The following is a 23,255-nucleotide window of genomic DNA, read 5'->3' as shown; positions in this document are numbered from 1 at the left end:
TACGGACGGGAAGGGGGCTCAAGCGTGACGATTCTGGAAACGATCCGGGGGCCGCGCGACCTGAAGGCACTGAGCGAGGAGGAGCTCGCCGAACTGGCCCATGAGGTCAGGGAGTTCCTCATTCACGCGGTCGCGAGGACGGGGGGACACCTCGGGCCGAACCTGGGCGTGGTGGAACTGTCCATCGCGCTGCACCGGGTCTTCGAATCACCGGTCGACCGCCTCGTGTGGGACACCGGCCACCAGAGCTACGTACACAAGCTTCTGACGGGCCGCCAGGACTTCTCGAAGCTGCGCGGCAAGGGCGGCCTCTCCGGCTACCCCTCGCGCGAGGAGTCCGAGCACGACGTCGTGGAGAACTCGCACGCCTCCACGGCACTCGGCTGGGCCGACGGCCTCGCCAAGGCACGCCAGGTGCAGGGCGAACGCGGGCACACCGTCGCCGTCATCGGCGACGGCGCGCTCACCGGCGGCATGGCCTGGGAGGCACTGAACAACATCGCGGCCGCGAAGGACCGGCCGCTCATCATCGTCGTCAACGACAACGAACGCTCCTACGCACCCACCATCGGCGGCCTCGCGAACCACCTGGCGACACTGAGGACGACCGACGGCTACGAGAAGGTGCTCGCCTGGGGCAAGGACGTACTCCTTCGCACGCCCGTCGTCGGGCACACCGTGTACGAGTCGCTGCACGGAGCGAAGAAGGGCTTCAAGGACGCGTTCGCGCCGCAGGGCATGTTCGAGGACCTGGGGCTCAAGTACGTAGGGCCCATCGACGGCCACGACGTGGGCGCGGTCGAGTCGGCGCTGCGGCGCGCGAAACGCTTCCACGGACCGGTACTCGTGCACTGTCTGACGGAGAAGGGGCGCGGCTACGAGCCCGCGCTCGCGGACGAGGCCGACCGCTTTCATACGGTCGGCGTCATGGACCCGCTCACCTGCGAGCCGCTCGCGCCGTCCAACGGGCCTTCCTGGACCTCGGTGTTCGGCGACGAGATCGTACGCGTCGGGCGCGAGCGCGAGGACGTCGTCGCGATCACCGCCGCGATGCTGCACCCGGTGGGGCTCACCAAGTTCGCGGAGGAGTTCCCCGACCGGGTGTGGGACGTCGGCATCGCGGAGCAGCACGCGGCGGTCTCGGCGGCGGGGCTGGCAACAGGCGGGCTGCATCCGGTGGTTGCGGTGTACGCGACGTTCCTGAACCGGGCCTTCGACCAGCTGCTGATGGACGTCGCGCTGCACAAGTGCGGGGTGACCTTCGTACTCGACCGGGCCGGGGTCACCGGCGCCGACGGGCCCTCGCACAACGGCATGTGGGACATGTCTGTGCTCCAGGTCGTACCGGGCCTGCGGATCGCCGCCCCGCGCGACGCGGACCAACTCCGGGCCCAGCTACGGGAAGCGGTCGCCGTCGACGACGCGCCGACCGTGCTGCGGTTCCCGAAGGAGTCGGTGGGCGCGCCGATCGCGGCGGTCGACCGGATCGGTGGCATCGACGTACTGCACAAGGCTTCGGACACCCCCCGGGTGCTGCTCGTGTCGGTTGGTGTCATGGCGCCGGTGTGCCTGCAGGCCGCCGAGCTGCTGGCGGAGCGCGGCATCAACTGCACGGTGGTGGACCCGCGTTGGGTCAAGCCCGTCGACCCGGACCTGGCGCCGCTGGCAGCCGAGCACGAGCTGGTCGCCGTCGTCGAGGACAACAGCAAGGCGGCGGGAGTCGGTTCGGCGGTGGCGCTCGCCCTCGGAGAGGCCGAAGTCGACGTCCCCGTACGGCGGTTCGGCATCCCGGACCAGTTCCTGGCGCACGCCAAACGGGGCGAGGTGCTGGCCGACATCGGGCTGACGCCCGTGGAGATCGCGGGGCGGATCGCGGCGAGTCTCAGTGTGGCCGCGGGCAAGGGGCTCGACGGGTCCGGCAAGGGGCTCGACGAGTCCGGCAAGGAGATCAACGCATGAGCAAGGAGTTCGACCTCGGCACACTGCTCGCCGAGCGCGGCGCCGAACGGTACGAGCTGCACACCAAGTACCTCAACCATCAACTGCCGAAGATGCTGCACACCATCGGCTTCGACAAGGTCTACGAGCGGGCCGAGGGCGCACACTTCTGGGACGCCGAAGGCAATGACTACCTGGACATGCTCGCCGGTTTCGGTGTCATGGGCCTCGGCCGGCACCACCCCGTCGTACGCAAGGCGCTGCACGACGTACTCGACGCCTCGCTCGCCGACCTGACCCGCTTCGACTGCCAGCCGCTGCCGGGCCTGCTCGCCGAGAAACTGGTGGCGCACAGCCCGCACCTGGACCGCGTGTTCTTCGGCAACAGCGGTACGGAGGCGGTGGAGACGGCGCTGAAGTTCGCGCGGTACGCCACTGGGAGGCCGCGCGTGCTGTACTGCGCGCACGCCTTCCACGGCCTGACGACCGGGTCGCTTTCGGTGAACGGCGAGGACGGTTTTCGGGACGGGTTCGCCCCGCTGCTGCCCGACACCGCCGTACCGATGGGCGATCTCGACGCGCTGGCAAGGGAGTTGAAGAAGGGCGACGTCGCGGGACTCATCGTCGAACCCATCCAGGGCAAGGGTGTGTACGAGGCGCCGCCCGGCTATCTGCGGGCAGCGCAGGAGCTGTTGCGGGCGCACAAGGCGCTGCTCATCGCGGACGAGGTGCAGACCGGGCTCGGCAGGACCGGCGACTTCTACGCCTACCAGCACGAGGACGGTGTCGAGCCGGACCTGGTGTGCGTGGCGAAGGCGCTGTCGGGCGGATATGTACCGGTCGGCGCCACCCTCGGCAAGGACTGGATCTTCAAGAAGGTCTACTCGTCCATGGACCGGGTCCTCGTCCACTCGGCGAGCTTCGGGTCCAACGCGCAGGCGATGGCGGCGGGGCTCGCGGTCCTTTCGGTGATGGAGGACGAGGAGGTCGTCGCCAACGCGCGTGCGATGGGTGAGCTGTTGAAGTCGCGGCTCGCCGAACTCATCGACCGGTACGAGTTGTTGAGCGATGTGCGCGGGCGCGGGCTGATGATCGGCATCGAGTTCGGGCGTCCCAAGTCGCTGAAGCTGCGCAGCCGTTGGACCATGTTGCAGGCCGCGAGGAAGGGGCTTTTCGCGCAGATGGTCGTGGTTCCGCTGCTTCAGAAGCATCGGATCCTGACGCAGGTCTCCGGGGACCACCTGGAGGTCATCAAGCTGATCCCGCCGCTCGTCGTCGACGAGGGCGACGTCGAGCGGTTCGTGGAGGCGTTCACGGCGGTCATGGACGACGCGCACAGTGGGGGTGGGCTGATGTGGGACTTCAGCAAGACGCTGATCAAGCAGGCGGTGGCCAACCGCTGAGGCCGCCTGCTGTGTCTCCGGCGGCTCCTGCTTCTCGCGGCTTTTGCCTCTGAGGCAAGAAAGTTGCCGGAGGGGCACAGCTCTGGCTGAATCGACAGCATGAGCCCTGCCCACTCATCGCCCGATCCGGCGGACGAGGCCGATGGCGCGGAGGTTCCGGAACCCCCGGAGCTTCCCGCCGTCGCGCCCCAACTCCGCGAACTGCGCCGCCGCGCCGCCCTCACCCTGGAGGCCGCCGCCGCGTCCGCCGGCCTGTCACCGGCACACCTCTCGCGCCTGGAGACCGGGCAGCGTCAGCCCTCGCTGCCGATGCTGCTGTCACTCGCCCGTATCTACGGTACGACCGTATCCGAACTGCTCGGCGAGACCCCCGCCGACCGGGACGCGGTCGTGCGGAGCGGCACGATGGAGCCGACCGAGGCCGGGGGCTGGACGTACCGGCAGGCCGGTTCGCCGGGGCGCGGCATGCAGGCGCTGCGGGTCCACGCGCCGTACGGGTCCCAGGGCGACGTCGTCCGCGTGCACCCGGGGGAGGAGTGGCTGTACGTCCTGTCGGGGCGGCTGCGCCTGCGGCTCGGGGACACCTCGTACCGGCTCGATCCCGGGGACAGCTCCCACTTCGACTCGCTCACCCCGCACCGGATCGCCGCCGTCGACCCGGGCGGCGTCGAGTTCCTCTTCGTACACACCCTGCTGCAGAGCCCGACGGCGGCGCTGTGCCTCGGCCCTTCGGGGGGACCGGGAGGACTGGCGGGAGTAGCGGGACTGGCAAAGGAGGCGCGTCATGGCTGAGTCGGCCGACACGACCGAGCCCACCCCGGGCCCCGTACCCGCCCCCGCCCGCCGCCAGATCGAGGACAAGATGCCGCGCGGCATCCTCGTGCGGGTACTGGTGTACGTCTTCGCGGGGCATGCGCTGGCCGCGTTCATCTATCTGCTGTTCACGCTGGGCGGGAATCAGTGAGGGGGCGTGCCCCAGTGCTCGGCGGCGAGGTCGAGGAGCAGGCTGACGAGGGGGCCGGTGCGGCGGGCCCGGTTGCGGACGGAGAACACGCGCAGCGAGGGCTTCGACGGCGTTGCTGACTTCGCCGACTTCGATGTGAAGGGGAGTGCCACCAGTTCGCCGCGTGCGAGCTCCCCCTCGACAGTGGCGGCGGGGAGAAGGGCGACACCGAGGCCCGCGGCGGCGGACCGCTTCACCGGTTCCATCGTGGTGAACTCGATGGTCCGCGGCCGCGTCCGCTCGGGGCGCAACTCCTCGTCCATGAGGTGTCGTTGAGCGCAGCCGCTGTCCAGGAGCAGCACCGTGTGCGACGCGAGGTCGGCGGCACGGACCCGGCCCGAGCCGACCAGCGCGTGGGACGGCGCGGCCACGAGCACAAACGGCTCCCGGCGCATCTCCACCGCCTCGATCCCCGGCACCTCGACGGACCGTTCCAGCAGGAATCCGACGTCGATCCGCCCTGAGGCGAGGTCGTCGAGCACCCCCTGGCGTCCCGAGGGCCGGAAGACGACCGTCACCTGTGGGTAGCGGTCCTGGAACGCCTTCAGCACGGCGGGCAGATGGGTCGAGCACAGGCTCTCGGGGGCGGCGAGCCCGAGCGTTCCACGCTGCGCGCGGTGGGGGTCGCCCGCCGTGACCACGGCATCGCGGGTCCGCTCCACGTGCCGCAGCAGCTCGGGCGCCGCGGCGTGCAGCTCCCGCCCCGCGTCGGTGAGCAGGATCCTGCGGCCGAGCCGCTCGAAGAGCCGGACGCCGAGCTCCGTCTCCAGCGTCTTGATCTGCGCCGTCACCGTCGACTGGACGTAGCCGAGGTCGACCGCGGCCCGGGTGAAGCTGAGTCTCTCGGCGACCGTCTCGAACGTCGTCAGCAGGCGCGTGTCCACAGTCGCACCCTACCTTCGTATCGAGAGAGTCGATTGAAAGCATCGAAAAGAATCGTTGGACTCGATGGATCACGAGCCGTAGAACAGCACCATGACCGGCTCATCAAACCTCTCGACCCGGCTGCCCTGGATCGGCCTCGTCCTGCTGTCGATGCTGTCGCTGCAGACGGGAACCGTGCTGGCCAAGACGCTCTTCGCGGCCGGAGGCGTCATCGGTGTCACGTTCCTGCGCAGCGCCTTCTCCGCGGTCGTGCTGTGGGCTCTGACGAGGCCGCGCCCGCGTACGTACTCGGCTCGGCAGTGGGGCGTGGTGCTGCTCCTGGGCGTGGTCACCGCGACGATGAACCTCACGCTGTACGGGGCCGCGGCCCGGATCCCCGTCGGTACCGCGACGGCGGTCGGCTTCCTCGGCCCGATCACCGTCGCCGTCGTGCGGACCCGGCGTAGCGGCCAACTCGTGTGGCCCGCGCTGGCGTACGCGGGTGTCCTCCTGCTGAGCCCCGTCGGCGATCTCGCGGACATCGATCCGCTCGGCCTGCTGATCGCGGTCGTCAACGCCGTCTGCTGGGGCCTCTACATCGTGCTCACCGCGCGCACGGGCGCGCTGTTCCCGCGGGCCGACGGGCTCGCGCTGTCCACCGCGATCGGCGCCGCCGTGCTGCTCGTGCTGTTCGTCTCGGCCGGTGAACCGGGCCGGATCCTCGACGGCCGTGTCCTGCTTCTGGGCTTTGTGATGGCCATGACCGGTACGGCGATCCCGTACGCGTCCGACTACGCGGTCCTGCGCAGGATCCCGCAGCGGAGTTACGGGATCCTGCTGAGCCTGGAGCCCGCGGTGGCCGCGGTGCTCGCCTGGGTGGGGCTCGGCGAGGCGCTCGGCGGCGGGGAGATCCTGGCGATGGGCATGATCGTCGCCGCGGCGGCGGGCGGCGCCTGGCAGGCGGGGGCCGGTCGACGCCGCCGCGCGGACGATCAGACCAGCAGGCGCTCGCGGAGGCGTTCGCGGGTTGCCGCGGAGAGGCTCAGGCCCTCTTCGAGGTAGCGGTCCGTGCTGCCCCACTGCTCGTCGATGGTTTCGAGGCCCGCGTTCAGGTACTCGACGCGGGCGTCGAAGAGCGGGCTGAGCAGTTCCATGACCTCGTCGGAGTAGGCGTCCTTGGAGGCGGCGGAGCGGTGCACCTTGTAGCGGCGGTGCTTCTCGTTCGACTTGAGGTAGTCCGCCTCGATGGCCTCGCGCTCCACGCCCACCGCGAGCAGCGTCACCGCGATGGACAGGCCCGCGCGGTCCTTGCCCGCCGCGCAGTGCATCAGCGCGGGCAGGCTGTCCTCGGCGAGGGAGTGCAGCACGCGGCTGTGCTCGGCGGTGCGCTCCTTGATCATGGTGCGGTAGGAGTCGACGAGCCGGCCCGCCGCGCGGCCCTCGGACAGGATCGAGCGCAGCTGCTCGATGTCGCCGTCGCGGACCATGGCCCAGAACTCGGCGCCGTCGGCCGGGTCGTTGAGCGGCAGGTTCAGATTGCGCACGCCGGGCAGCTCGACGTCCGCGCCCTCCAGCTTCTGGTCCGCGGCGTTACGGAAGTCGAAGACCGTGTGCAGACCGAGAGAGGAGAGGAACGTCGCGTCCTCGGCCGTGGCGTGGGCGAGGTGGCCGCTGCGGAACAACACGCCCTGGCGCACGCGCCGGCCGTCCACGGTGGGAAGGCCGCCCACGTCTCGGAAGTTGCGCACTCCGGTCAGCTCGGGCTCGGTGGACGGTGCGTGCTGCGTCACAGGGGCTCCTCCCAATTGGTGCACCGGCGTTGGGTCGCCGTGCGGGCGCGCTCCTGACGATACGACATCGGTTCCACGGGCAACCATCTGTCCGTTTTGTGGGGTTCAATCCCAACTGTTCATAGATGGGAGGGGGTTGTTGGCGTGTGCGTGAGCGGCGTCATGTTCGTGACGCTGCGTGGCGCTCGGCCTGGATTGTCGGCCCAGTAATCCCCGAAGGTATGGCGTTGGTAAAGCGAGGAATGTCGACGCAGGGTTACACAGGGGAGCCTCAGAAATCCAAGGAATTGCCGCCGTCGGCGAATTCGGCGTTTGGCGTCGCCAATCCGGTTCGCCTACGGTCACCAATCAATCCGGACGGAACGCCTAGTCCTGCCGCCGCCCGGATTCCTTTCGACTACCCGTTACGGCAGGAGCGGGGGACCCACACGCAAGACGCCGCGTAGGGGATTTCCCGAAGCGGCTTGGGGTGAAGCCGGGCCCGCACTCCGGGCCCGGCCGGGCATCTCCAGCCCGAACCCGACAGCTCACCTCGTAGGCGACGGAGAGGAATTCACCATGCCCGCAAAGGGAAAGCAGCGTCTTTCGACCTCGCAGCGCATTGCCCGCGTCGCCGCCATCGCCTCCGCCGGTGGAGCCGCGCTCGCGCTCCCGCTGATGGGCGCCACCGGCGCCCAGGCCGCGACGTCCGGCGGTGCCGCCGACGCCGCGAGCACCGCGAACACCACGTACACCGTCAAGGCCGGTGACACGCTCTCGAAGATCGCCAAGGCGCAGGACGTCGACGGCGGCTGGAAGAAGCTGTACGAGGGCAACAAGGACGTCGTCGGCTCCGATGCCGACCACATCAAGATCGGCATGAAGCTCGACCTCGGCGGCGCGGCCGACAGCGGCTCCGCGACCACGGGCACGGACGCCGCGGCCACCACCCAGGCGAGCGCCTCGACCAGCGACGCCGACTACGTGAAGCCGGTCGACGGCGCCTCCGGCCACGGCTACGGCTCCTCCGGCTCCATGTGGTCCAGCGGCAGCCACACCGGCGCCGACTTCTCGGTGCCCACCGGCACCGCGGTGAAGTCGATCGCCGACGGCACCGTCGTCTCCGCCGGCGACGGCGGCGCGTACGGCAACGAGATCGTCATCGAGCACGCCGACGGCCACTTCTCCGAGTACGCCCACCTGTCCTCGATCAGCGTCTCCGAGGGCGCCAAGGTGACCGCGGGCCAGGAGATCGCCAAGTCCGGCGCGACCGGCAACGTCACCGGCCCGCACCTCCACTTCGAGGTCCGCACGACCGCCGACTACGGCTCGGACATCGACCCGATCGCGTACCTGAGCCAGCACGGCGTGGACGCCTGAGCCGACATGGCATAGCGCTCGAACGCTCGCGTTCCGTCCGGCGCCCGGGGCCCTCCCCGGGCGCCGGACGCGTTTGCGCGGTTATTCCCCAGGTGGCGAGTGGGGTATCTCACCACGCGTCAACCCCTACTTACGGTGGCGTAGGCCACTTTTCGCGAGCGAAAATACGTGGTCGTGGCAAACGAATCGAGAGCACTCACGGACTCACACATCGGCACGATCCGGTCCTACGCGGCCGTGGGCGACAGTTTCACCGAAGGCGTCGGTGACCCCGGTCCCGACGGGAACTTCGCGGGTTGGGCCGACCGGCTCGCCGTCCTCCTGGACGACCGCGTGCCCGAGGACACCTTCCGGTACGCGAATCTGGCCGTGCGCGGAAAGCTCCTCGACCAGGTCGTCGCGGACCAGGTGCCGAAGGCCGTCGAGCTCGCCCCCGACCTGGTCACCCTGGTCGCCGGCGGCAACGACATCATCCGGCCCGGCACCGACCCGGACGATGTCGCCGAGCGCTTCGAGAAGGCCGTGGCCAAGCTCGCCGGCGCGGCCGGCACCGTCATGGTGGCCACCGGTTTCGACACCCGTGACGTGGCCGTGCTCAAGCACCTGCGCGGCAAGATCGCCACGTACAACATGCATGTGCGGGCGATCGCCGACCGGCACGGCGCCCTGATGCTCGACCTGTGGTCCCTCAAGTCCATCCAGGACCGCAGGGCCTGGGACGAGGACCGCCTCCACCTCTCGCCCGAGGGTCACACCCGGGTCGCGCTGCGCGCGGGCCAGGTGCTCGGCATGGAGGTCCCGGCCGACCCCGAGCAGGCGTGGCCGCCGCTGCCGCCGCGCGGCACGTTCGAGGTGCGGCGCGACGACATCCACTGGGCGCGCGAGTTCCTGGTGCCGTGGATCGGGCGCCGACTGCGCGGCGAGTCCTCCGGCGACCGGGTGCAGGCGAAGGGCTTCGTGGACCCGCACGCCGTCAAGGCGCACCTGGAATCGGCGTCCTGACACCACTCGGGGCGGCCGGCTGACGCCCTTCCGCGCGGCGGACGTGCGCCCTGGAGGACGGCCGAGGCTCTTCGGGGCGCGGGTGGGCCCTGGAGGACGGCCGAGGCTCTTCGGGGTGCGGGTGGGCCGGCGTCCTCCCGCTCGGCGCCCTGACGCCCTCTCCCTCGGCGGTACGGCGGCGCTGACGGACTTCCGTCAGCGTCCCGCCCCCGTCAACTCGGCGCGCTCCAGGCCCAGTTCGCGGGCGAGCGCCTCGTCCACCCACTCCTGCGTACGGGTCCGTGACGCGCCACCGTCGTACGCCGTCATCTGTACGGCGAGCCCGTCGAGCAGCGCCGTCAGGCGCAGCGCCGTCGCCATCGGGTCGGGGCAGCTGAACTCGCCCGCCGCCACGCCCTCGGCGACCACCTCCGCGAGCGCCGCCTTCCACTGCCGGTCGAGGTCGCGCGTGACCTCCCGCAGCGCGGGCTCGCGCAGCGCCGCCGACCAGCCCTCGATCCACAGCCGCCAGCCCTTGGCCTGCCCCGTCGGCGCGTACCAGCGCACCGCCGCGCGCAGCCGCTTCAGGGCCGTCGTGCGGCGGCCGAGCAGCTTGCGCAGATGGGCCAGGTCGCCCTCCGCGGCGTGCGCGAACGCCGCCGCGACGAGCTTCTCCTTCGTCGAGAAGTGGTACAGCACCAGCGCGTTGCTCACGCCGAGCGCGGACGCCACGTCGGCGATGCGCACGGCGGCCACCCCGCGCGCCTCGATCTGTTCGATGGCGGCCACCAGCAGCGCCTCGCGCCGCTCGGCCACGCTCAACCGGACTCTGGTCACGCCGCAAGCCTAGTTGTTCTTGCGCGCCGACTCCTTCCCGCGCACGCCTCTTGACGCGTACCCGCCGCACAGGTCACAGTCCCATCACGTTCCACTACTGACTGGCCATTCAGTCAATAACTCGGCCGGTCGGGGGTAAGCGCGGCCCGAGCAAGACCCTGTAGTGCTGTTTTCGTCTTCGTTCTGTTCTCGCCAGGAGCAATCGTGACCCAAGCGCCATCCCTTTCGCCGACCCCGCCCGCCGGGGGAGAGCCCGACCTCTCCGAAGGCTGGGGCGAGCAGCGTTCACGGCTGCGCAAGGACCTGCGCCGGCTCGACGTGCTGTTCTTCCTCATCTGCACGCTCGTCGGCCTCGACACCATCGGCTCCGTCGCCGCACAGGGCCCGCAGGGCCTGACCTGGATGGTCATTCTGGCCGTCGTCTTCTTCCTCCCGTACGGGCTGCTCGTGGCCGAGCTCGGCTCGTCGTTTCCCGTGCAGGGAGGCCCGTACGTCTGGACGCGACTCGCGTTCGGCCGGCTCGTCGCGGGCGTCAACCAGCTCCTCTACTGGATCTCCAACCCGGTCTGGGTGGGCGGCAGTCTGTGCATCATCGCGCTGACCACCTGGGAGGAGTTCTTCACGCCGCTGCCAGGGGTGTGGAAGTACGTCGCCGGGTTCGTCTTCATCTGGGGCGGCGCGCTCGCGATCGTGCAGTCCGTACGCATCGGCAAGTGGGTGCCCATCGCGGGCGCCGTCGCGCGCGTCGTACTGCTGGGCTTCTTCCTCGTTTCCGTCGTCGTCTACGCCGCCGAACATGGCGTACACGCCCTACCGGCCGGCGAATTCACGCCTACGTATGCGGGCTTCGTCGCGCTCGTCCCTGTGCTCATCTTCAACTACGTAGGCTTCGAACTGCCCAGCTCCGCCGCCGAGGAGATGAAGAACCCGCGCCGCGACATCCCCCTGTCGATCCTGCGCTCCGGCCTCGCCGCCGTGCTCCTCTACGGAGGCCCGATCCTCGGCATCCTCTTCGTTCTGCCCAGCCAGGAGATCGGCAGCCTGGGCGGCTTCATCGACGCCTGCAAGGCCGTGTTCACCGTCTACGGAGGCTCGATCGCGGCGGACGGCACGGTGACGCTCACCGGCCTCGGGTCCGTGTTCGGCGGCGTCGCCGCGGCCGGCCTCATCATCGGCCTGCTCACCTCCGGTGTCACCTGGGCGATGGGCGCGCACCGCGCGCAGGCCGTCGCGTGCGCGGACGGCGCGGGACCGGCCTGGCTGGGCCGCATCTCCGAGAAGTACGGCACTCCGGTGCGGGTCAACATCCTGTCCGCGGTGCTGGGTTCGATCCTGTTCGTGGTCGCGCTGAACCTGACCGGCGGCGACGGCGAGAAGTACTTCGCCGCGGGGCTCGGGCTCACCATCAGCACGACGTTCATCTCGTACGTCATCACGTTCCCGAGCCTCTACGTACTGCGGCGCAAGTACCCGGACCAGTCGCGGCCCTACGCCGTGCCCGGCGGCCGCGTCGGGGCGTGGATCGTGAGCGCGCTGGCCACCGGGTTCGTGGCGTTCACCGTGGTCGTGCTCATCTGGCCCGGTTTCGGGGTGGGTTGGTTCGGCACGGCGGGGAATGCGGCGGACTCGCTGCCCGAGTCGTTCGCCGGGCAGCGGTTGCCGTACACCCTCAGCCAGGTGCTGCCGCTGTTGTTGTTCGTCGTGGTCGGGTTGGTGTTCTACGCGGCCGGAGCCAAGGGACGGAAGGCCTCCGGCGGTTCCGGGCAGAGTGGTTGAGGCCGCAGGGCTCTGCCCCGGACCCCGCTCCTCAATCGCCGGAGGGGCTCCAATTGCCGGGGGTTGAGGTGACTGCGTGGGCGTCCAGGGCGATGGCGCCGCCCGGGTGGACCAGGAGGGGGTTGACCTCCAGGTCGGTCAGTTCCGGGTGGTCCGTGGCCGCCTGGGACAGCGCGCAGATCGCTGCCGCCGCTGCCTCCAGGTGGACCGGTGGTGTGCCGCGCCAGCCGGTGAGGAGGGGTGCGTGGCGGAGTTCGAGGAGCAGGGCACGCGCGCGTGGTGGGGTGAGCGGCGCCAGGGCGAGTGCCGTGTCGGCGTCGAGTTCGGCCGTGACGCCGCCCGCCCCGACCATCACGACCGGGCCGAAGGCCGCGTCCCTCCGTACGCCGACGATGAGTTCACGCGCGTACGGGGGCGTGGCCATCGCCTCGACCGCGTAGCGCTCCGCACCCGTCGCCTCCCGCATGCGGGCGAACGCGGTGCGCAGGGCGGCCTCGTCCGCGATGCCGAGCGCCACACCACCGGCCTCCGTCTTGTGGGCGAGCCCCATCGCCTTCAGGACCAGGGGGTAGCCCGTGCGGTGGGCGGCCTCCGCCGCCGCGTCCGCGTCCGTCACGAACTCGGCGGTGGGGAACGCGACTCCGTAGGACGCCAGCAGCTCACGGACGCGTTCGTAACCGCCGTCCTCGATCTCGTACGCCGCCGGGGGCGTGGTGCGAGTGGGCGGCAGGTACGGCTGTGCCGAGGTGAGGCGGACGGCGCCCGCGAGGGCCGTCGCCGCCTGCTCGACGCGCTCGTGGACCGGGATGCCGCGCTTCCTGAGGACCGCGAGGGCCGGGGTGTCGCGGGCCATCGTGTGCACGAGCAGGGCGCGCCCCGAGGCGTCGGCGGCGTCCGCGAGGGATCGCGCGATCTCGCACTCGCGGCCGGCCTGGGCCGGGTTCGCGGTGGCGTAGTCCCCGAAGTAGCCGGTGAGGACCACCGTGTCGGCGTCGCCGCTGTGCAGCAACGTGGCTGCCACGCGCGCGTAGTTGGCCAGGTCGCGCTCGCCCGCGCCCGCCAGGTCGACCGGGTTGGCCCGGCCCGCGGCCGCGGGCAGGTGTGCGCCCAGGGACTCGACCGTGGCCGGGGCGAGCGCGGGCACGTCGAAGCCGTGCGCGGCGAACGCGTCGGCGGCGAGGGCTCCTTGGCCGCCGCTGTCCCCGATCACGGCTATCCGGTGCGGTGGGGTGGTGGGGGAGGCGCTGGGGTGGTCGGGGGGTTGGGGTGGGGGCGTTTCGTGGCGTGGGGGGTGGGGGCGGCGACGTACAAGAGGGGTTGTGCGGGAGGTCAAGTGGAGGGCCGTGTCGACGAGTTCGCCGGCCGAGTCCAGGAGGAGGGCGCCCGCGTCGCGGCAGACCGCGGCCACGGTGGCGTGCGGGCTGACCAGGGAGCCGGTGTGAGAGGCGGCGGCGCGGCCCGCTGCGGCGCTGCGGCCGACCGTCAGGAGCAGGACCGGCTTTCCCGCGGCGTGAGCGGCCGCCAGGACGTCCGCGAGGCGGCGGCCGTCCCGGAAGTCCTCGACGTACGCCGCGATCGCTCTCGTGGGCTCGTGGGCGATCAGGGATTCGAGGGCGTCGGCGGCGTCGATGTCGCGTTGGTTGCCGAGCGACACGAAGCGGGAGAAGCCGCCTCCCGCGCGGGCGAGGTGGCGGCCGATCTCCAGGGCCAGGTTGCCGCTCTGCGAGACCAGGCCGAGGCCGCCGGTCGGGAAGTCGCCCCAGCTGAGGCGCAGTTGGCTCGTCGTGTCGACGATGCCCATGCAGTTGGGGCCGAGGAGGCGGGCGCCACGGGAGGTCACCAGGTGCGCCAGTTCGTGCTCCTCGGCCGCGCCCGACGTGATCACGGTGAAACAGCGGGCGCCCGTGTCGAGGCCCTCCTGGACCACCGGGCGCACCTGGTGGGGCGGGACCGCGACCACCACGTGCTCGGGCGGGGTGGACAGGGAGGAGAGGGCCGGGAGGAACGGCTCGCCCTGTAGGTGGCCTCCCTTGTGGTTGACCAACTGCACCGTGCGGCGTTCGCGGCCCGTCAGGGCGCCCGTCGCCAGCCAGTAGCCCCACTTCTCCGGGTTGTCGGACGCGCCGACGACCGCGACGGACGCCGGGTCGTACAGCGCGTCCAGGCATGTCGAGGTGGTCACCTGTACCACCCGAACCTCTCGGCCAGGATCGGCAGCCGGTCGGCGACGATGGCGTGCGCGGCGGCCCTCGGGGTCGTGCCGTCGCCCTCCGCGCGGGCGAGCATCTGGTCGATCAGGGAGCGCATGGAGCGCCGCGTGTAGGCGAACGCCTCGTCCGCGTCCGCGCCGATGTCGCCGAACAGGGTCCACCACCACCAGGCGTTCGTCCCGGAGTTCACGACCACGTCCGGCAGGACGGTGACGCCACGCCGGGTGAGGAGTTCCTCCGCGTCCTTGAGGACCGGCATGTTCGCCGCCTCGACCACCCAGCGGGCCGTGATCCGCTCCTGGTTCGACGCGTCGATCGCGTACGAGACCGCGGCCGGGACCAGCACGTCCGCTTCGGCCGACAGCCAGGCGTCGCCCGGCAGTTCACGGTCCTCGGGGCGCAACCGCTCGCGGTCCACCGTGCCGTAGGCGTCGCGGGCCGCGAGCAGCGCCTCCACGTCGAGTCCTTCGTCGTTGGTAATCGTGCCCTTCAGGTCGGCCACCGCGACGACCCTGAGCCCCGCGCGCGCGAGGAAGCGGGCCGTGGCGCCGCCCATCGTGCCGAGCCCCTGAAGGGACACACGGGTGCCCTCGTACGGGACTTGGGCGCGGTCGAGCGCGACGAGGACGGCCTCCGCGACACCGCAGCCGCCCACCAGCTCGTCCAGGCCGATGCCGTCGACGTCCACGGCGAAGGCGTCCGCGAGGCGCTGCCGCGCCGTCTCCTCGTCGTCCAGGAGCGGGTACACGGCCTGGATCGACGAGACCAGGCCCGCCTCGGCCGCCGCCTTGTCGACCAGGTCCTGCGTGAGGCCGAGGTCCTCGCCCGTCGTCCAGAAGGACTCGATGTACGGGCGCATCGCCTTCAGGTAGCGCACCAGGATGCCGTACGCCTCCGGGTCCCGCGGGTCGCAGTCGATGCCGCCCTTGGCGCCGCCCAGCGGGATGTAACGCCCCTGAGGGTTGTAGTGCAGCGCCTCCTTCATCGACATGCCGCGCGCGAGGCCCGTGACCTCCTCCAGGGTGCAGCCGGCCCGCATGCGCAGGCCGCCACTGGAGACGCCGCGCACCAGGCGGTCGATCACCAAGTAGCCGTGGCGGCCGGTGGCGTGGTCGGTCCAGGTGAGCTGGGTGAGCGGGGCCGTCGGGGGCGTGGCGGTGGTCGCGGGCGTGGGGGCGGAGGTCATGCGGACTCCTCAGGGACGACGATCAGGGTGGGGGCAGGGGTGGTCAGGGCGGTGGTCAGCAGCTTGCCGAGCTCTTCGGGGGTGTGCGCCGTCGCGCCGTGTCCTCCGTAGGCGCGGGCGAGGGCGGGCAGGTCCACGCGCGCGTGGTCGACCGCGAGCGGTGCGTCGCCGCGGGCCTTCATCTCGTCGCGGATCTCGCCGTAGCCGGAGTTGTCGAACACGACGACGGCGAGGGGCCTTCGCAGCTCGGCGGCCGTGGCCAGCTCCTGGATGGAGAACTGCAGGCCGCCGTCGCCGCTGAGCGCCACGACCTGGCGGTCCGGGTGGGCTGCCGCAGCGCCGATCGCGGCGGGCAGGGCGTAGCCGAGGGTGCCGAAGCCGGTGGGGTGGAGGTAGCGGGCGTGCGGGCCCTGGGTGAGGTGGGGCAGCGCGCCGTAGTAGCAGCACTGGGCGCTGTCGGAGGTGACGACGGCGTCCGGGTCGAGGACGCCGCGGATCGCCTCCAGGTAGGGCAGCCAGTGGGCGTCGCGGGCCCGGGACTCGTCGTCGCGGGTCGCCTTGAGGGCGGCGGCTTCGGTGGTGGCGTCGGCGGTGGTCTCGGTGGTGGCTTCGGTGGTGGCGTCGGCGGTGGTCTCGGTGGTGGCGGGCGTGTGGTGCGGGGTGGGCGTGTTGGGCGGGGTGGGCGTGTGGTGCGGGACGGGGCCCGGGGCGGTGGCGATGAGGGCCTCCAGGGTGGCCTTCGCGTCGCCGACCAGGGGGACGTCCGCGGGCACGGCCGCGTACATCTGCGCCGGATCGAGGTCCACGCGGATCAACTGTCCATGGAAGGGCGGTAGTTCGGTCGTCCAGGTATCGGACTCGGCCAGCTCCGTGCCGACCGCGAGGACCACGTCGCGGGTCGTGAGCCACTTCTGGACCGCCGGGCTGTGCAGGCTCACGCCGAGGGAGAGCGGGTGGTGCTCGTCGACGATCGCCTTGCCGTTCGCCGTAGTGGCCACGGGAGCGGCCAACTTCTCGGCCAGGGCGAGGCATTGGGGCGCCGCGCCGCGGGCTCCGCCGCCGAGGACCAGGGCCGGGCGCTCCGCGCGGGCGAGGAGGGCGGCGGCCTCGGTGAGCTGTGCGGCTTCGGGGAGGCGTGGTGCGGCCGGTGGTGCGACGCGCAGCGGGCCCGCGGCCTCCGTCGCCTCCAGGAGGTCGAGCGGGATCTCGATGTGCGCGGGGCGCGGCCGTTCCTCGCGGAACAGCGTGAACGCGCGCGCCACCGCCGCGCCGATCTCCGCCACCGACGAGACCCGGTGGCTGAACGCCGCCACATTCCGCAACGCCTCGCTCTGGCTGCGCATTTCGTGCAGCAGACCGGTGGACTGGCGCGGGTGGCGCAGCGGCATTCCGGGCGAGATCACGAGCAGCGGCACGCTGTCCGAGTACGCCTGGCCGACGGCCGCCGCGATGTTCAGGAGCGCGGGCCCCGTGGTCGTGATCGCGACGCCGGGCGTGCCCGTCACGCGCGCGTACGCGTCCGCCGCGTAACCGGCGCCCTGTTCGTGGCGCGGCGCCACGTGCGCGACACCGTAGGCGGGCAGGTGGCGGTAGATCTCCAGGTTGTGGGTGCCCGGGATGCCGAAGGCGCGGGTGACGCCGTGCGCGGCGAGGGCGCGTACGAGGGCCTCGCCGCCGGTGAGTCGGTCCGGTTCAGGTCGCGCGTCGGCGCGGGGACGTGCGGCTGCGGCGGATGCGTGGTGGGACGTCACAGTGACCTCGCGATGATCAGGCGCATGATGTCGGAGGTGCCCTCCTCGATCTCCTCCAACTTGGCGTCGCGCATCCACTGTTCGACCGGGAACTCGCGCGAGTAGCCCCAGCCGCCCAGCGTCTGCACGGCCGCCCAGGTGCAGTACGCGGCCGTCTCCGAAGCGGTGAGCTTCGCCATCGCCGCCTCCGTGGTGGCGGTCAGGCCCGCGTCCAGGCGGCGGGCCGCGCGCCACGTCATCAGGCGCGACTGCTCGATGCGGGTGCGCATGTCGGCGAGGCGGAACGCGACCGCCTGGTGCTCGACGATCGGCTTGCCGAACTGTTCACGCGTGCGCGCGTAGTCGCGCGCGTACTCGTAGGCGGCGCGGGCGACACCGGTCGCGGCGGCGCCCAGGACGACCCGCGAGATGTCGAAGGTGCGCATCAGGCCGACGAAGCCCTGCCCCTCGTCGCCGAGCCGGTTCTCCTCGGGGACGAACGCGTCGGAGAAGAAGACCTCCCGGCACACGATGGCGCGCTGCCCCATCTTGCGCATCGGCTCACCGAAGGTGACACCTTCGGTGTCCTTGCGGAGCAGGAAGGCGCTCACGCCGCGCGAGCGCTGGGCCGGGTCGGTCTTGGCGAACACCACGTAGCGGTCGGCCTCGCCCGCGTTCGAGATCCACGCCTTCTGGCCGTTGAGTACGTAGCCGCCGTCGGTGCGGCGGGCCGTCGTCTTGATCGACGCGGCGTCCGAGCCCGCGCCGGGTTCGGTGGTCGCGAGCGCCGTCATCGGGGTGTCGGCGCCCGCGAGCGGGCCGAGCCAGGCGCGCTGCTGCTCCTTGGTGCCGAGGGCGAGCACCGGGTCGGCGAAGAAGCCGTTCGAGCAGAGCAGATTGCCGATGCCGAGGTCGCCGACGCACAGCTCCTCCTGCACGAGGACCTGCGTGAACACGTCGGTGAACCCGCCGCCACCGAGCTCCTCCGGGAGCATGAACCCGGTGATGCCGACCTCGGCCGCCTTGCGCCACAGATCCCAGGGGGTCTCGACGTCGGCCTCGTCGACGCCGCGCGCGCGTGGCCGGATCTCCTCGGCGGCGAAGGTCCGGGCGAGGTCGACGACGGCGTGCTGTTCAGGGGTGAGCGGGACCAGTTCGGTGGGGAGTTCCGACACGGTGCCTCCAGATGGCTTTACTGAATCACGGGTCAGTATCCGGAGTCGCCGAGAGTGCTGTCAATCGAATCCCTACTGAATGATGGATCAGTTTGCGGGGGAGGTCGTCGGGTGATGGCGCGGAGATGACGGGGAAAAGGCGGGGAGGGGGCGGGGAGGGGGCAGAAGGGCCGGAAAAACGGGCACACGGGAGGGGCCGAGCGCGTTGTCAGTGGGTCCGCACATAATGGAAAGCACTGATCGATCAAACGGGAGGCGCCGTGTCACGTTCCCTGACTTCCGGGCTGCGCTCACTCCAGCCCGATGCCTTTGGCGCCGAGCCCACAGGGGCGCGCCTGGACCGGATCCGCCGGTCGCCGAACTTCGCGGACGGTTCCTTCCAGAACCCGGAGGGCGCGCGCACCAGGCCCGACGGCTCGATGCTGGAGTTCGCGAAGGTCTACTTCCGCAAGGAGGAGCGCGCCCGCAGGGCCCCCACGGGCACCGTTCCCGTGCACGCCACGACCCTCGCCGACCTGGCGAAGCCGCCCGCGAGCGGCCTGCGCGTCACATGGATGGGGCACTCCAGCGTCCTCGCCGAGATCGACGGGGTGCGGGTGCTGTTCGACCCGGTGTGGGGTGAGCGCTGTTCGCCGTTCCCCTTCGCGGGGCCCAAGCGGCTGCACCCGGTGCCGCTGCCGCTCGCCGCGCTCGGGCCGGTCGATGTGGTGGTCATCAGCCATGACCACTACGACCACCTGGACATGCCCACCATCAAGGCGCTCGCCCACACGGACACCGTGTTCGCGGTGCCGCTCGGCGTCGGCGCGCACCTGGAGCACTGGGGCGTGCCGGCGGACCGGCTGCGCGAGCTGGACTGGCACGAGTCGACGAAGGTCGGCGGAGTGACGCTGACGGCGACGCCCGCCCGCCACTTCTGTGGCCGGGGCCTGCGCAACGCACAGCACACCCTGTGGGCGTCCTGGGTGGCCGCGGGGCCCGAGCATCGCGTCTTCCACAGTGGCGACACCGGCTACTTCGCGGGCTTCAAGGACATCGGCGCCGAGCACGGCCCGTTCGATGTGACCATGATCCAGATCGGGGCGTACTCGGAGTACTGGCCCGACATCCACATGACCCCAGAGGAGGGCATGCGCGCCCACCTCGACCTCCAGGGCGGGCCCGCGTCCGGGCCGATGCTGCCGATCCACTGGGGGACGTTCAATCTGGCGCCGCACGCCTGGACGGAACCCGGCGAGGGCACCGTCACCGCGGCCCGCCGATCCGCCTCGCGCCTCGCGCTGCCGCGCCCCGGCGAGCCCTTCGAGCCCGGCGCCGAGCAGCTGCCCACGGAGCAGTGGTGGCGAGCGGTCGCGGCGGTGCCGCGGGGCGGGTGGCCGGTCGCGGGGGCGGCGGATGTGGAGGTGCCGGACCTGGCGCTCGTCGAGGAGCGGTGAGGCTGGGGGCTGGGGGCTGGAGGGGTGTCGGTCGGCGGCGTGGTGGGGGAGTGCTGACCGGCGGCGCGATGGGGGCGCTGGCTGGTGGTGCGCTGGAGCAGTGCTGACCGGTGGCGTGCTGGGGGTGCGCTGGGGCAGTGCTGACCGGTGGCGTGCTGGAGGGGTGCCGACCAGCGGCGCGATGGGAGCTCTGGTCGGCGGCGCGCTGAGGGTGTGCTGACGGGTGGCGTGCTGGAGGGGCGCTGGTTGGTGGCGTGCAGGGGGTGTGCTGACGGGCGGTGTGCTGGAGGGCCGCTGGTCGGCGGCGCGCAGGGGGAGTGCTGACGGGCGGTGTGTGCTGGGGCGGTGCTGACGGGTGGCGTGTGCTGGGGCGGTGCTGACCTCGGATGCGCCGGGGGCCTCCGGCGGCGTTGGAGCGGTGCCGGTCGTGGGCCGGGTGAGCGGGCGACGGGAGCCGGGTCGCCGGGGCCGCCGGGGCCGTGGTGGAGCGGCAGCGCCCCCGGCTCACGCCGTCCGCAGCGCCCGCAGGACCGTGTCCCGGTGGTGGTGGGTTCCGGAGGGAGCCGGGGCGGTGCGGGGGCGGGTTTCGTTGACCTGGATCTCCCAGGAGTCGTCGAGGACGGCGGCGAGGTCGTCCGCCCAGTAGTAGTCGGCGGGGTCGAACTCCGCGCTGTCCTCCGGGTGTTCCGTCAGATCCGCCAGGGCGTGCGTCACGAAGAGCAGCGTGCCGCCGGGGGCCACCGCCGCGACCAGCGCGCGCAGCGCCTCCTCGCCCGCGCTGCGCAGCAGCGGGAAGTACTGGATGCTCACCAGGTCGAAGGCGGCCGCGGGCGGCGGCGTGGTCGCCAGGTCGGCCCGCGCCCACGCGACCCGGTCCGAGACCTCCGCCCCGGCCGCCGCCGCGCGGCGCAGGGCCACCTCGGAGACGTCGACCGCCGTGACCCGCCAGCCGTGCCCGGCCAACCACAGCGCGTCGCCGCCCTCGCCGCAGCCGACGTCGAGCGCCTGGCCCGGCGGCAGCCCTTCGACCTCGGTGACGAGCACGCCGTTCGGGTTTCCGCTGAAGAGCTGCTCGCGGCTGCGGTAGCGCGCGTCCCATTCCTGGGCCGTGCCGGTGCCGGTGCCGGTGTCAGTGTCGGTGTCGGTGTCCATGGTGCTGGGTCCCGTCTCTCGTCCGTGTCTCTTGTCCGTGACATCCGTCGACGCCAAGGTCGCTCCACGCGCGCGTACAGGCAAACTTCTTTGCGGAAAGCGCAAAACGTAAAACGCGGCGAACGGGCGTGCGGGAGCGTCACGGACGTGTAATCGCTCGCGGGTACGAGGGCTCATACCAGAGCGGGACCTCGCCCGCCGGAGTTTGTCAACTGCCCCTCGCGCATGTGCCGCTGGCGACTACCGTGTGTGCTCGCCGTGCGACGCCCGGTCGCGCTGCCCGCTGTCTCCTCCAACGTCTCCTCCAACTCCCGAACCCCGAGGACGAGGTCGCCGAATGTCCCAGCTTCGCCAGCCGGCCGCCCGCGCAGACCGTCGCGAAGGCGGTCGGCACGGCAGGCCGGGCGGGCGGGCCGCACCGCACCCGACCGAGACCCACATACGCTCCCAACTCCTGCGCATCGCCATCCTCCCGCCGCTGGCGGTGGCCCTCGGTGCCAGCGCCGCCGTGCTGTTCGCCGTCCGGCACACGGGTGTGCGCCCCAGCCTCACCCTGTGGGCGGTGCTCGGCGGGGCCTGCCTCGTGACCCTCGCGGGCATCGTGATCGCCGCCGTCGCCGCGGGCCGCGCCGCCGCCCTCGTACGCGACCGGCTGCTCGCCCTGCGTCAGACCAGCGCCCGCGGACAGGCCGAACTGCGCACCCTCGTCGAGCAGTTGCGCAAGGGCGAGGAACCGCCGCGGCGCCGCACCCCCGCCATCGGCGCGCCCGGAGGCGACGACTTCGACCGGCTCGCCGTCGACCTCGCGCGCACCCACGACGTCGCCGTCACCGCCGTCGTCCAGGCCACCCAGCTGTCCAGCCAGGCCGGCAGCCGGCAGAAGGTCGAGGTGTTCGTGAACCTCGCCCGGCGGCTGCAGTCGCTCGTGCACCGGGAGATCAACCTCCTCGACGAACTGGAGAACCAGGTCGAGGACCCCGACCTGCTCAAGGGCCTCTTTCACGTAGACCACCTCGCCACCCGCACCCGCAGGCACGCCGAGAACCTCGCCGTGCTCGGCGGCGCCGTCTCGCGCCGCCAGTGGAGCCACCCCGTGTCCATGACCGAGGTGATGCGCTCCGCGATCGCCGAGGTCGAGCAGTACTCGCGGGTCAAGCTCGTGCCGCCGATCGACGGCACCCTGCGCGGGCACGCCGTCGCCGACTGCATCCACCTGCTCGCCGAACTCGTCGAGAACGCCACGGTGTTCTCCGCCCCGCACACCCAAGTCCTGCTCCGCGCCAACCAGGTGACCTCCGGGCTCGCCGTCGAGGTGGAGGACCGCGGCCTCGGCATGCCGGTCACCGAGCAGAACAAGATGAACGCGCTGCTCGCCGACCCCGACCAGGTCAACGTGGCCAGCCTCCTCGCGGACGGGCGCATCGGCCTCTTCGTGGTCTCGCAGCTCGCGCGGCGGCACGGCATCACGGTGCGGCTGCAGACCAATATCTACGGGGGAGTGCAGGCGGTCCTCGTGCTGCCCCAGGACCTGCTCGGCGGGGACGGCGACACCGGCGGCGCGGGCGTGCGCACGCCGCGCGTACGCAAGGCCGCGGCCGCGGCGACCGCCAACAGCGTGCTCGGCGGTGACCAGGCGGCGGCCGCGAACGGCCACCGGACAGGGCCGATCCCGACGTCCCCGCCGCCGTCCGGCGCGAACGCCAACGGATCGCGGCCCGCGCCGCCCAACACCCCCGCGCCCGCGCCCACTTCATCCACCCCGCCGGTCGCACCCCACGGAGCCGTCGCCGCGGTACCCCGCCAGCCGCACACGGGCACGCCGCCCATGGGTACGCCGACCGGTGCGCCGCCCACGGGCACGCCGACCGGAACGCCGCCCACGGGCACGCCGACCGGAACGCCGCCCACGGGCACGCCGACCGGCGCCCCTCTCCCGCAGCGCATCGCGGGCGACCCCCGCCCCACCCCCGCCGACGCCGTCCCCGGCATCCGCCCCGAGGACCGCGCGGCCGGGGCCGCGGCCGCGGCGGACGCCGAGCCCTCCGCCGCCCCGCCCGAGACCGCCGTGCGCGGCACCCTGAACCGCCGCCCCCAACTGCCGCGCCGCAGGGCCCAGGAGCACATCGCCCCCCAGCTGCGCGGCGGCCCCGCCCAGCGCCACGAGGACACCCCCGCGGTCGTCCACGACCCCGGCCTCATGGCCGCCTTCCAGCGCGGCATCACGCTCGCCGAAAAGGCCGAACCGCGCGCCCCCGGCGACGAGTCCACGCACGAGCCGCACCACGAGCCGCCACCCCGCCGCGACCTCCCGCACCGCACCGAGCCGCGCACCGGATCCGAGCGGGCCGTCGGACGCGGGGAAGAGGGCGGTGCCCGCGCATGACCACGGTGACGCCGCACACGCGGTCGCCCCGC

The 23,255-nt window shown here is 72.0% G+C and carries 18 protein-coding genes and 1 riboswitch; of the genes, 10 read left to right on the top strand and 8 right to left on the bottom strand.

The window, feature by feature from the left end; all coding sequences use genetic code 11:
- Positions 1–24: 24 nt before the first annotated feature.
- The 4 genes from dxs to RBJ65_RS06360 all read left to right on the top strand — a co-directional run bounded on the left by dxs (position 25) and on the right by RBJ65_RS06360 (position 4,305).
- Complete coding sequence (gene dxs, locus RBJ65_RS06375; protein WP_306316644.1) at positions 25–1,959, top strand: 1-deoxy-D-xylulose-5-phosphate synthase; 1,935 nt, start codon at positions 25–27, stop codon at positions 1,957–1,959.
- Positions 1,956–3,341, top strand: a complete 1,386-nt coding sequence (locus RBJ65_RS06370; protein ID WP_306316645.1) for an aspartate aminotransferase family protein — start codon at positions 1,956–1,958, stop codon at positions 3,339–3,341. Before dxs ends, RBJ65_RS06370 begins: the two co-directional genes overlap by 4 nt.
- Before the next feature lie 99 nt (positions 3,342–3,440).
- Positions 3,441–4,133 (top strand): helix-turn-helix domain-containing protein, encoded by a 693-nt coding sequence (locus RBJ65_RS06365; protein WP_306316646.1) that lies wholly within the window; start codon positions 3,441–3,443, stop codon positions 4,131–4,133.
- Positions 4,126–4,305: a DUF6126 family protein gene (locus RBJ65_RS06360; RefSeq protein ID WP_306316647.1), complete on the top strand. Its 180-nt coding sequence runs from the start codon at positions 4,126–4,128 to the stop codon at positions 4,303–4,305. The genes RBJ65_RS06365 and RBJ65_RS06360 overlap by 8 nt, the downstream gene beginning before the upstream one ends.
- Here the strand turns inward: RBJ65_RS06360 and RBJ65_RS06355 are convergent.
- Positions 4,299–5,228: a LysR family transcriptional regulator gene (locus RBJ65_RS06355; RefSeq protein WP_306316648.1), complete on the bottom strand. Its 930-nt coding sequence runs from the start codon at positions 5,226–5,228 to the stop codon at positions 4,299–4,301. The two genes, RBJ65_RS06360 and RBJ65_RS06355, sit on opposite strands and share 7 nt — an antisense overlap.
- Before the next feature lie 91 nt (positions 5,229–5,319).
- On the opposite strand from RBJ65_RS06355, the gene RBJ65_RS06350 reads away from it, so the two are divergent.
- Positions 5,320–6,270 (top strand): DMT family transporter, encoded by a 951-nt coding sequence (locus RBJ65_RS06350; protein ID WP_306316649.1) that lies wholly within the window; start codon positions 5,320–5,322, stop codon positions 6,268–6,270.
- On the opposite strand, the gene RBJ65_RS06345 is transcribed toward RBJ65_RS06350, so the two are convergent.
- Positions 6,201–6,998, bottom strand: coding sequence for a tyrosine-protein phosphatase (locus RBJ65_RS06345; RefSeq protein ID WP_306316650.1), 798 nt, complete (start codon positions 6,996–6,998; stop codon positions 6,201–6,203). The genes RBJ65_RS06350 and RBJ65_RS06345 overlap by 70 nt on opposite strands.
- Positions 6,999–7,382: 384 nt before the next feature.
- Positions 7,383–7,552: riboswitch (cyclic di-AMP (ydaO/yuaA leader) on the top strand.
- A 4-nt stretch (positions 7,553–7,556) separates the two neighbouring features.
- Here RBJ65_RS06345 and RBJ65_RS06340 point away from each other — a divergent pair.
- Both RBJ65_RS06340 and RBJ65_RS06335 read left to right on the top strand, forming a co-directional pair.
- A complete protein-coding gene (locus RBJ65_RS06340; protein WP_306316651.1) occupies positions 7,557–8,357 on the top strand; it encodes a peptidoglycan DD-metalloendopeptidase family protein in 801 nt (266 codons plus the stop codon).
- A 174-nt stretch (positions 8,358–8,531) separates the two neighbouring features.
- The gene (locus tag RBJ65_RS06335; protein WP_306316652.1) at positions 8,532–9,359 is read left to right on the top strand and encodes an SGNH/GDSL hydrolase family protein; all 828 of its coding nucleotides are present in this window, start codon (positions 8,532–8,534) and stop codon (positions 9,357–9,359) included.
- 195 nt (positions 9,360–9,554) lie between these two features.
- Here the strand turns inward: RBJ65_RS06335 and RBJ65_RS06330 are convergent, their stop codons facing one another.
- Positions 9,555–10,175 carry a TetR/AcrR family transcriptional regulator gene (locus RBJ65_RS06330; protein WP_306316653.1) on the bottom strand — a complete coding sequence of 207 codons (621 nt, stop codon included), beginning with the start codon at positions 10,173–10,175 and terminating at the stop codon, positions 9,555–9,557.
- A gap of 204 nt (positions 10,176–10,379) precedes the next feature.
- Between RBJ65_RS06330 and RBJ65_RS06325 the strand changes: the two genes are divergently transcribed.
- Positions 10,380–11,951 carry an APC family permease gene (locus RBJ65_RS06325; protein WP_306316654.1) on the top strand — a complete coding sequence of 524 codons (1,572 nt, stop codon included), beginning with the start codon at positions 10,380–10,382 and terminating at the stop codon, positions 11,949–11,951.
- Between the two features lie 31 nt (positions 11,952–11,982).
- Here the strand turns inward: RBJ65_RS06325 and RBJ65_RS06320 are convergent, their stop codons facing one another.
- Genes RBJ65_RS06320 through RBJ65_RS06305 form a run of 4 tightly spaced genes read right to left on the bottom strand, consistent with a single transcriptional unit; the run spans position 11,983 to position 18,252 of the window.
- Positions 11,983–14,133, bottom strand: a complete 2,151-nt coding sequence (locus RBJ65_RS06320) for an acetate--CoA ligase family protein (RefSeq protein WP_306316655.1) — start codon at positions 14,131–14,133, stop codon at positions 11,983–11,985.
- Complete coding sequence (locus RBJ65_RS06315; protein ID WP_306316657.1) at positions 14,130–15,347, bottom strand: glutamate dehydrogenase; 1,218 nt, start codon at positions 15,345–15,347, stop codon at positions 14,130–14,132. The genes RBJ65_RS06320 and RBJ65_RS06315 overlap by 4 nt, the downstream gene beginning before the upstream one ends.
- Entirely contained in the window at positions 15,344–17,098 is a 1,755-nt protein-coding gene (locus RBJ65_RS06310) for a thiamine pyrophosphate-dependent enzyme (RefSeq protein WP_306316658.1), read from the bottom strand. The genes RBJ65_RS06315 and RBJ65_RS06310 overlap by 4 nt, the downstream gene beginning before the upstream one ends.
- Positions 17,095–18,252: an acyl-CoA dehydrogenase family protein gene (locus RBJ65_RS06305; RefSeq protein ID WP_306316659.1), complete on the bottom strand. Its 1,158-nt coding sequence runs from the start codon at positions 18,250–18,252 to the stop codon at positions 17,095–17,097. The genes RBJ65_RS06310 and RBJ65_RS06305 overlap by 4 nt, the downstream gene beginning before the upstream one ends.
- Positions 18,253–18,512: 260 nt before the next feature.
- Here RBJ65_RS06305 and RBJ65_RS06300 point away from each other — a divergent pair, with 260 nt between their 5' ends.
- Positions 18,513–19,688, top strand: a complete 1,176-nt coding sequence (locus tag RBJ65_RS06300; RefSeq protein ID WP_306316660.1) for an MBL fold metallo-hydrolase — start codon at positions 18,513–18,515, stop codon at positions 19,686–19,688.
- A gap of 504 nt (positions 19,689–20,192) precedes the next feature.
- Here the strand turns inward: RBJ65_RS06300 and RBJ65_RS06295 are convergent.
- A complete protein-coding gene (locus tag RBJ65_RS06295; protein WP_306316661.1) occupies positions 20,193–20,840 on the bottom strand; it encodes a bifunctional 2-polyprenyl-6-hydroxyphenol methylase/3-demethylubiquinol 3-O-methyltransferase UbiG in 648 nt (215 codons plus the stop codon).
- 337 nt (positions 20,841–21,177) lie between these two features.
- Here RBJ65_RS06295 and RBJ65_RS06290 point away from each other — a divergent pair, with 337 nt between their 5' ends.
- Positions 21,178–23,223, top strand: a complete 2,046-nt coding sequence (locus RBJ65_RS06290; RefSeq protein ID WP_306316662.1) for a sensor histidine kinase KdpD — start codon at positions 21,178–21,180, stop codon at positions 23,221–23,223.
- Positions 23,224–23,255 lie beyond the last annotated feature (32 nt).

Source organism: Streptomyces sp. KL109B, from assembly GCF_030766935.1.
Classification (GTDB): domain Bacteria; phylum Actinomycetota; class Actinomycetes; order Streptomycetales; family Streptomycetaceae; genus Streptomyces.
The sequence above is the reverse complement of the archived record's forward strand: the minus strand, read 5'-3'. Positions and strand labels throughout refer to the sequence as shown.

What these genes read in the sequence shown, in the direction of transcription:
- RBJ65_RS06370 (WP_306316645.1), top strand. Translation starts at nt 1,956, where the DNA reads ATGAGCAAGGAGTTCGACCTCGGCACACTGCTCGCCGAGCGCGGCGCC.
- RBJ65_RS06365 (WP_306316646.1), top strand. Translation starts at nt 3,441, where the DNA reads ATGAGCCCTGCCCACTCATCGCCCGATCCGGCGGACGAGGCCGATGGC.
- RBJ65_RS06360 (WP_306316647.1), top strand. Translation starts at nt 4,126, where the DNA reads ATGGCTGAGTCGGCCGACACGACCGAGCCCACCCCGGGCCCCGTACCC.
- RBJ65_RS06350 (WP_306316649.1), top strand. Translation starts at nt 5,320, where the DNA reads ATGACCGGCTCATCAAACCTCTCGACCCGGCTGCCCTGGATCGGCCTC.
- RBJ65_RS06340 (WP_306316651.1), top strand. Translation starts at nt 7,557, where the DNA reads ATGCCCGCAAAGGGAAAGCAGCGTCTTTCGACCTCGCAGCGCATTGCC.
- RBJ65_RS06315 (WP_306316657.1), bottom strand. Translation starts at nt 15,347, where the DNA reads ATGACCTCCGCCCCCACGCCCGCGACCACCGCCACGCCCCCGACGGCC.
- RBJ65_RS06295 (WP_306316661.1), bottom strand. Translation starts at nt 20,840, where the DNA reads ATGGACACCGACACCGACACTGACACCGGCACCGGCACCGGCACGGCC.
- RBJ65_RS06290 (WP_306316662.1), top strand. Translation starts at nt 21,178, where the DNA reads ATGTCCCAGCTTCGCCAGCCGGCCGCCCGCGCAGACCGTCGCGAAGGC.